Here is an 8,162-nt window from a genome sequence, read left to right as displayed (position 1 = left end):
ATTCGAACTTGCGACCACGCGCCCCCCAGACGCGTACTCTAACCGGGCTGAGCTACACCCCGTAGCGTTTCGGAGTGCAAATATAGTGTATTTTTCACAAATCGTCACATTTCTGCAAGATTTTTTTCTAATTTTGTCCTCAATGAAACGATTCGCACTTCTCATAGCGGTACTCACCGGGCTCCTGGCCAGCGGCTGCGGAGGCTCCGCGACACGCTCCGCCGCAGACTTCACAGTCGAAATCTACACGCCCGAGTATGCTTCGGGATTCGACATCCGCGGCCGGGACAAGGATGCCGCGACCCTGGTCACCGTCCGCAACCCCTGGCAGGGGGCCGGCAACGTCGAGCAGCACCTGCTCATCCTGCGCGAGGGGGCCAAAGCCCCGGCGGGCCTCGACGCCCAGGTCGTGAAAGCCCCCGTGCGGCACGTCGTCTGCATGTCTTCGAGCCACGTGGCCATGTTCGACGCCCTGGGCGAGGTGCGGCGCATCTCCGGTGTTTCGGGCATCGACTACATCAGCAACACCTACGTCAACGAACACCGCTACTGCGGCGAAGTGCGCGACGTGGGATACGACACCAACCTCAACTTCGAACTGCTGGCCTCCATGCGGCCCGACCTCGTCCTGCTCTACGGCGTGACGGGCGAAAACACCGTCGTCACGGGCAAACTCCGCGAACTGGGCATTCCTTATATATATATCGGGGACTATATGGAAGAATCGCCTCTGGGCAAGGCCGAATGGCTGATGGTGGCCGCCGAGCTGTGCAACGTCCGCGATAAGGGTGCCGAGACTTTCCGCGGGATCGCCGCACGCTACAACGCGCTCAAGGCCCGAATCGCCGGGGCAGCCGGCGGTTCCCGCCCCAAAGTGATGCTCAACACGCCCTACCGCGACACCTGGTTCATGCCCTCGTCGCGGAGTTTCATGGTGCGCCTGATCGAAGACGCCGGCGGCGAATACGTCTACACGAAAAACGCCTCGGACACCTCGGTCGCCGTCGACCTTGAGGAGGCCTACCTGCTGGCTTCGTCCGCCGACACGTGGATCAACGTCGGCCCGTGCAACACCCTGGCCGAACTCACGGCTCAAAACCCCAAATTCGCGGACGTCCCCGCCGTTAGCAACCGACAGGTCTTCAACAACAACCGCCGCCAGACCCCTGCCGGAGGCTCCGATTTCTGGGAGTCGGGCGTCATACGCCCCGACCTGGTGCTGCGCGACCTGTGCACCGTCTTCAACCCCCAGGCGGCCGACACCGCGGAACTCTACTATTATAAACGGCTCGAATAATGAAGCGGCTCGCAATACTCCTCTCGGCCCTGCTCTGGCTGCAAACGGCGGCCTCGGGCGCGGAACCGTGGTTCCGCTACTTCTCGGACGGCCACGCTGTCATCAAGCAGGGTTCGCTCTACGGCTTCGCCGACCGCAACGGCGCCGAGGTCATCCCCTGCCGGTATACCAAGGCCTATCCTTTCAACGACGGCATCGCCATGGTGCGGCAGGGCTATGAAGTCTTCGCCATCGACACCCTGGGCAACCGCCTCGGCACACGGGTGAAAATCCCCCAGTTCTACAACCAGGACTTCGAATATTTCGTCCGCTGGGTGTGCAGCCGCCTGCCCTTCGTGTCGGACAACGAGTACGCCCAGCTCCGCAGCGAGGTCGTCAACGCCGTGGTCACCATCGGCAGGGACGGGCGCATCACCGGCTGCGAAAGCGTCTCGGCCTGCGATCCCCGGGCGCTGCGCAAAGTCCGCAGCATAGTCATGGAAGCCCCGGCCTGGTCGCCCGGCCTGGTCGACGGCGAGCCGGTCGAAATTCGCTACCTGCTGCCCGTCAACTTCCGGCACCTTCGTCCGATCAAATGCCATGCGGTCGACGCACAGGGGAATAAACTCAACGTGCAGATCGTCTATCCGCTCTTCCAGGGAGAATACGCCTCGCGGCTCTACCCGTGGTTCTTCCGGAATATCCGCTACAAGAGCGGCGAATACCAGCGTGCCGCCTCCGGCACCGTGCGGGTCGCCTTCACGGTCGACAAGAAGGGCAAACTGCGCGACATCGAGATCCTCCGCGCCCACAACGACGTCTGCCGGGAAAAGACCATCGAGACCCTGAAGAAATCCCCCAGGTGGACGCCCGGCACGGCCAACGGCGTCCCCGTCGACGTACGTTACGAAACCTCCTTCAAATTCCAGTACCGCTAAATGGCCCCCGGCAGAACCGCATTCCTCTTCACGGCACTTGCGCTGCTGACCGTGGCGCTCTTCACGGCCGACCTCCTGGTCGGCTCGGTCTCCGTGGCACCCGCCGACATCTGGGCGGCGCTCACGGGCGGCGACTGCGACCCCGCCATCCGGGACATCATCCTGCGGATACGGCTGCTCAAAGCCGTCACGGCACTCCTGGCCGGCGCGGCGCTCGCCGCCAGCGGCCTGCAAATGCAGACCCTTTTCCGCAACCCGCTGGCCGGGCCCTATGTGCTGGGCATCAGCTCGGGCGCCGGGCTGGGTGTAGCGCTGTTCCTGCTCGGAGCCCCGCTGCTGGGCGTCTCGGCGCACTCGTTCGTACAGTCGCTGGGCATCGCCGGCGCGGCATGGCTCGGCGCGGCACTCGTGCTGCTGGTTGTGATGGCGGTCAGCCGCCGCATCAAGGACATCATGGTCATCCTCATCCTGGGCATGATGTTCGGCTCGGGCATCAGTTCCATAGTCGAGATACTCCAATACCTGTCGAGCGAGGCGGCGCTCAAATCGTTCGTCATCTGGACGATGGGGTCGCTGGGCGACGTCACGGGCGGCAACCTCGCCCTGATGCTCCCCGTCGTCGCCGCGGGGCTCGTGCTCAGCGTCGCCGCCATCAAGCCGCTCAACCTGCTGCTGCTGGGCGAAAACTATGCCCGCACGATGGGGCTCAACGTGCAACGCACCCGTACGCTGCTGTTCCTCTCCACCGTACTGCTGGCCGGTACCGTCACCGCCTTCTGCGGCCCCGTGGGCTTCATCGGACTGGCCGTCCCGCACCTGGCACGCATGCTCTTCGCCAGCGCCGACCACCGCATCCTCATGCCGGGATCAATGCTCGCGGGCGCTGCCCTGCTGCTGGTCTGCGACCTCATTTCGAAAACCCTGGCGCTGCCGATCAACACCGTCACGGCCCTGATGGGCATCCCGGTGGTCATCATCGTCGTCGTCCGCAACCGTAACCTCTTCTAAGATGGCAGCCGACACCCTCCATACCCCCCGACTGCACACAGGCCCCGCACCCGGGACACCGGGCATCTCGCTGCACGGCCTCACCCTCGCCTACGGCCGCCGCGTCCTGTTACGCGACGCCGACGCCGTGCTCCCGCAAGGGTCGATCACGGCGCTCATAGGCCGCAACGGGACGGGCAAAAGCACCCTGCTGCGGGCGATCGCCGGGCTGGGCACGGCCACCGGCGAGATCCGGCTCTGCGGCAAGCCCCTCGCCGCACTCACCGCGCTGCAACGCGCCTCCACCGTCAGCTTCGTCACCACCGACAAGATACGCATCGCCAACTTAGCCTGCGAGGATGTCGTCGCCCTGGGCCGCGCGCCCTACACCAACTGGATCGGGCGCATGCAGCAGGCCGACCGCGACATCGTGTCACGCTCGCTCTCGCTGGTGGGCATGTCGTCGTTCGCCCGCAAGACCATGGATCGCATGTCCGACGGCGAATGCCAGCGCATCCTGATCGCACGCGCTCTGGCGCAGGACACCCCCGTGATCCTGCTCGACGAGCCCACGGCCTTCCTCGACCTTCCGAACCGCTACGAACTGGCGTCGCTGCTGCGCCGCCTGGCACACGAAGAGGGCAAATGCATCTTCTTCTCGACGCACGACCTCGACGTGGCGCTCGGGCTCTGCGACGCCACAGCGCTCATCGACACCCCCACACTGCACTGCATGTCGGCGGCCGACATGGCGGCGAGCGGCCATATCGAACGGCTTTTCGCCGGCGCAGGCATCTCGTTCGACCCTGCGACGCTGACCATCCGGCTCGCAAAAAAGTAGAATATCCAATATTTTTCCGCCAATTTTTTGTTAAACTCACTTTTTTATTTACCTTTGCACCGCTAAAGCCACCCTTTCGGGGGTATGCGATAGTGGTATTGGCCCATTCGTCTATCGGTTAGGACGCAAGATTTTCATTCTTGAAAGAGGAGTTCGACTCTCCTATGGGCTACGAACGAGGAGGGCTGCGGAGCGGCACGGAACCGGGGGGGGGCTCCCGACCGGCAACCGGAACCGCAAAAACGGCAGACCTCTACGGGTGAATACTTTTCAAGGAGCGGGCTTCAGGCCTATCCGCACACAGCCACGGCTGGAACCGATTTAGCAACTGAAAAAGTAAAAAATAAAAAACACAGAATTATGGCAAACCATAAGTCATCGAAAAAACGCATTCGCCAGACCGCGGCCAAGCGTGCCCACAACCGTCTGTACCACAAGACAGCACGTAATGCCGTAAAAGCACTGCGCAACACCTCGGAGAAGAGTGCCGCCGAAGCCCTGCTTCCCAAGGTAACCACCATGCTGGACAAGCTCGCCAAGCACAATATCGTGCACAAGAACAAGGCCGCAAACCTGAAGAGCGCCCTCCAGTTGCACGTGAACGCACTCTAAACCCCGGCCGGATGCAAAGCCAGAAGCTGCCCCTGTGGCAGCTTTTTTTATTCCCCTGCGCAAAACAACGGTATCAGCCACCGTCCCGCCAGCCCAAGTACAGCGCACACATACGCTCCGGCATACCGCCTGTACGACAAAGCCGTCCGCATCGCTGCGGACGGCTTCCGTTTTTCTCCGCCGGGGCATCCCTGCGCGGCACTACCCTTCCCGGGGATCCCCTGATCCTCCGGCAGCCTCACTCCTTCCCGGAAAACCCGGATCCGTCCCCGGAATCACTCCTTTTCGGGAAACCCTTGGGCCTTGAGGCGGATATCCGCACCATCGGGCGTCACCAGGTATACCCCCGTCGACTCGGGCGTTATGTGGCCGATGACATCGACGCACCCCATGCGCATCACCTGCTCCTGCAAGGCCAGCGGCACCGTGAACAGCAATTCGTGGTCTTCACCGCCGTTGAGCGCCGCCACGACCGGGTCGGCATTCAGTTCCTCCGCCAAGGCATAGGTCTGCCTTGCGATAGGAATCCGGTCGAGGTATATGCGGGCCCCGCATTTCGACGCCTTGCAAATCTGCATCAGGTCGCTGGAAAGCCCGTCCGAAAGGTCGATCATCGACGTCGGTACGATGCCCTCCTCGGCCAATGCCTCCACGATGTCCTTTCGCAGACGCGGCTTGAGATACTTCTCCAGCAGGTATTCGTACCCTGCGAACTTCGGTTCGGGGTCTTTCACGTCGGCAAGCACCCGCTTCTCACGCTCCAGCAGCCGCAGCCCCATGTACGCCGCACCGAGGTTGCCCGAAATACAGATCAGGTCGTTCTGCTGTGCGCCGCCGCGCGACACGACCTTCTCCTTCGGGGCATGTCCCAGCGCCGTGAGGCCCAGCACCAGTCCGGTCATCGAAGCCTTCGTATCGCCCCCCACGAGGTCGATCCCCTGCTCCCTGCATGCGAAGGCAATTCCCTCGTACAGCTCCTGCAACGCCTCCACCGACAGCTTGGACGACACACCGAGCGACACCATCAGTTGCGAGGGCAGTGCGTTCATCGCCAGGATATCGCTTGCGGCCACCGTCACGGCCTTGTATCCCAGGTGCCGGAGGGGGAAATAGGTCAGGTCGAAGTCTATGCCCTCCAGCAGTGCGTCCGTCGAACAGAGCACCGCCTCGCCGGACGGCGGCATGACGACCGCCGCATCGTCGCCCGCGGCGCGGAGCGTCGAAGCGTCCGCCGGGTCAAACCCTTTGGTCAACAGGTCTATCAGGCCGAATTCACCCAGCTCGGCTATTTCGGTGCGTCGTTTCTTTTCCATATTATAAATTTTTTTACAAAATTACGGATTCTTTACTCTTTCCCAAAAATTTAGCGTATTTTTGTCCGGTAAATCCCAAATTCGGCTTCTACATATGATAAACATCGTCTTATTCGGTGCGCCGGGCTGCGGCAAAGGCACGCAGGCACAACGGCTCAAAGCACACTACGGCATCGAGCATGTCTCGACGGGCGAGGTTATCCGCGACGAGATCCGCCGCGGCACGGAACTCGGACGCAGCATGGAATCCTACATCAAGGCAGGTAAACTGGCCCCCGACGAAATCGTCATCGGCATGGTCGCCAACTATGTCTCAGAGCACAAGCACGTCAAGGGCTGCATCTTCGACGGCTTCCCCCGCACCACGGTACAGGCCGAGGAGTTCGACAAGCTCCTTGCCCGGCACGGGCTCAAGGTCGACATCATGGTCGACATCCACGTCCCCGAAGAGGAACTCGTCCAGCGCATCCTGCTCCGCGGCAAGGATTCGGGACGCGCCGACGACGCCTCCGAGGAGGTGATCCGCGGCCGCCTCGACGTCTACCGCCAGCAGACCGCCGTCGTCTCGGACTACTATGCCGCCCAGGGCAAATACGCCTCGGTCAACGGCACGGGTTCGATGGAAGAGGTCTTCTCGCGCATCACCGACGTGATCGACCAGTTGCAATAGGCACCGGCGGCCGACCGCCGAAGTCCGGGCAAATCCTGTTCCGGACTTTATTTTTGTCCCCTTTCCCGCCCTGCCGCAGGGGTATCGGATCCACATCCCGCCCCTGCCCGCGGTATGGGCTGTCGCAATACCCCCGGCCTCCGGCGGCAGGCACGCACCGGCACTTTCGCCGCCCGGGCGACCGCCGTCCGTACACCCCGGACTGCTCCGTCCGGCGCCCCGGCAACGGAACCGGCTCGAAGATACGGCGATAAAACCGAAAAAAAGGTGCGCGGCTTTGCTATTTTACAAATAATCCGTATATTTGCAACCCCATTGAGGGGCAATTAACTAATTTTAATACGTATTATGAACAATTACGAAACCGTTTTCATTGTCACGCCGGTTCTGTCTGATGCACAGGTGCAGGAGGTCGCTGACAAATTCCAGGGTGTCATCACCGAGAACGGCGGTCAGATTGTGAACAAGGAGTCGTGGGGCCTTCGCAAGCTCGCCTACCCTATTCAGAAGAAGACCACCGGTTTTTACTTCCTGGTCGAGTTCACGGGCGAAGGCTCGCTCATAGGCACGCTCGAAACGCAGTACCGCCGCGACGAGCGCATCATCCGTTTCCTTACTTTCAAGCAGGACAAGTTCGCCGTGGAATACTCGGAGAAGCGTCGTGCAAAACTTTCTAACAAACAGGAGGAGTAAACCATGGCACAGGAGAACAAGGCACAGTCTGAAATCCGTTACCTCAACCCGGTATCGGTTGACGTCAAGAAAAAGAAATACTGCCGCTTCAAGAAGCTCGGCATCAAATACGTGGATTACAAGGACGGGGAGTTCCTCAAGAAATTCCTTAACGAGCAGGGTAAGATCCTTCCCCGCCGCCTGACGGGTACTTCGCAGAAGTTCCAGAAGAAGGTGGCCCAGGCCGTGAAGCGTGCGCGTCACCTCGCCATCCTGCCCTTCGTAACCGATTGCATGAAATAATTAAAGGAGGAAGAGACAATGGAAGTTATTCTGATCAAAGATATGGAAAACCTGGGCTACGCCAACGACATCGTGACCGTAAAGCCCGGTTATGCGAACAACTACCTGATTCCCCAGGGTTACGCAAAGGCTGCCACCGCATCCGCCAAGAAGGTGCTCGCCGAGAACCTCCGCCAGCGCGCCCACAAGGATGCCAAGATCCTTGCCGACGCACAGGCACTCGCCGAGACCATCGCCAACCTGCCGCTCACGCTGGCCGTGAAGGCCGAGGAGGGCAAGCTCTTCGGTACGGTTACCGCCACCGACCTGGCCGAGGCACTGGCTGCCAAAGGCATCGAACTCGACCGCAAGCTGATCGCCGTAGAGGGCATCAAGACCGTCGGCGAGTACGAAGCGACCGCCAAACTCCACAAGGAGGTCAAGGCCGTCATCAAATTCTCGGTTACCGCCGCAGAATAATCCGCAGGAGGCTGCAAGGGTTCCGCCCTGCAACTCATCGCACCATAAAAAAGGAGAGCCAAATGAACTGCACCCCAAAAGTTGGACATAA

Annotated in this window: 10 protein-coding genes and 1 tRNA gene; 10 read left to right on the top strand and 1 reads right to left on the bottom strand. The window is 61.1% G+C overall.

All coding sequences use genetic code 11. The features are described 5' to 3' along the window. Positions 1–133 precede the first annotated feature (133 nt). The 6 genes from QVP03_RS00630 to rpsT all read left to right on the top strand — a co-directional run bounded on the left by QVP03_RS00630 (position 134) and on the right by rpsT (position 4,654). Positions 134–1,297, top strand: coding sequence for an ABC transporter substrate-binding protein (locus QVP03_RS00630; RefSeq protein ID WP_237957521.1), 1,164 nt, complete (start codon positions 134–136; stop codon positions 1,295–1,297). Beyond that, positions 1,297–2,214, top strand: coding sequence for a TonB family protein (locus QVP03_RS00625; RefSeq protein WP_022331762.1), 918 nt, complete (start codon positions 1,297–1,299; stop codon positions 2,212–2,214). Before QVP03_RS00630 ends, QVP03_RS00625 begins: the two co-directional genes overlap by 1 nt. After that, positions 2,215–3,222, top strand: coding sequence for an iron ABC transporter permease (locus QVP03_RS00620; RefSeq protein WP_022331761.1), 1,008 nt, complete (start codon positions 2,215–2,217; stop codon positions 3,220–3,222). 1 nt (position 3,223) lies between these two features. Beyond that, positions 3,224–4,042 carry an ABC transporter ATP-binding protein gene (locus tag QVP03_RS00615; protein WP_022331760.1) on the top strand — a complete coding sequence of 273 codons (819 nt, stop codon included), beginning with the start codon at positions 3,224–3,226 and terminating at the stop codon, positions 4,040–4,042. A gap of 100 nt (positions 4,043–4,142) precedes the next feature. After that, a tRNA-Glu gene (locus tag QVP03_RS00610) sits at positions 4,143–4,214 on the top strand. 188 nt (positions 4,215–4,402) lie between these two features. Then, positions 4,403–4,654 carry a 30S ribosomal protein S20 gene (gene rpsT / locus QVP03_RS00605; RefSeq protein ID WP_018694590.1) on the top strand — a complete coding sequence of 84 codons (252 nt, stop codon included), beginning with the start codon at positions 4,403–4,405 and terminating at the stop codon, positions 4,652–4,654. 275 nt (positions 4,655–4,929) lie between these two features. Here the strand turns inward: rpsT and thiL are convergent, their stop codons facing one another. Beyond that, a complete protein-coding gene (gene thiL, locus QVP03_RS00600; RefSeq protein WP_022331759.1) occupies positions 4,930–5,967 on the bottom strand; it encodes a thiamine-phosphate kinase in 1,038 nt (345 codons plus the stop codon). A 94-nt stretch (positions 5,968–6,061) separates the two neighbouring features. On the opposite strand from thiL, the gene QVP03_RS00595 reads away from it, so the two are divergent. The 4 genes from QVP03_RS00595 to rplI all read left to right on the top strand — a co-directional run bounded on the left by QVP03_RS00595 (position 6,062) and on the right by rplI (position 8,071). Continuing rightward, positions 6,062–6,637, top strand: a complete 576-nt coding sequence (locus QVP03_RS00595; RefSeq protein ID WP_022331758.1) for an adenylate kinase — start codon at positions 6,062–6,064, stop codon at positions 6,635–6,637. 348 nt (positions 6,638–6,985) lie between these two features. Continuing rightward, the gene (rpsF, locus tag QVP03_RS00590; protein ID WP_018694587.1) at positions 6,986–7,330 is read left to right on the top strand and encodes a 30S ribosomal protein S6; all 345 of its coding nucleotides are present in this window, start codon (positions 6,986–6,988) and stop codon (positions 7,328–7,330) included. A gap of 3 nt (positions 7,331–7,333) precedes the next feature. Beyond that, positions 7,334–7,612, top strand: a complete 279-nt coding sequence (rpsR, locus tag QVP03_RS00585; RefSeq protein ID WP_018694586.1) for a 30S ribosomal protein S18 — start codon at positions 7,334–7,336, stop codon at positions 7,610–7,612. An 18-nt stretch (positions 7,613–7,630) separates the two neighbouring features. Beyond that, entirely contained in the window at positions 7,631–8,071 is a 441-nt protein-coding gene (gene rplI / locus QVP03_RS00580) for a 50S ribosomal protein L9 (protein ID WP_018694585.1), read from the top strand. The last annotated feature ends 91 nt before the right edge of the window (positions 8,072–8,162 follow it).

Source organism: Alistipes sp. CAG:29 (assembly GCF_000435435.1).
In the GTDB taxonomy this organism is placed as follows: domain Bacteria; phylum Bacteroidota; class Bacteroidia; order Bacteroidales; family Rikenellaceae; genus Alistipes; species Alistipes onderdonkii.
The sequence above is the reverse complement of the archived record's forward strand: the minus strand, read 5'-3'. Positions and strand labels throughout refer to the sequence as shown.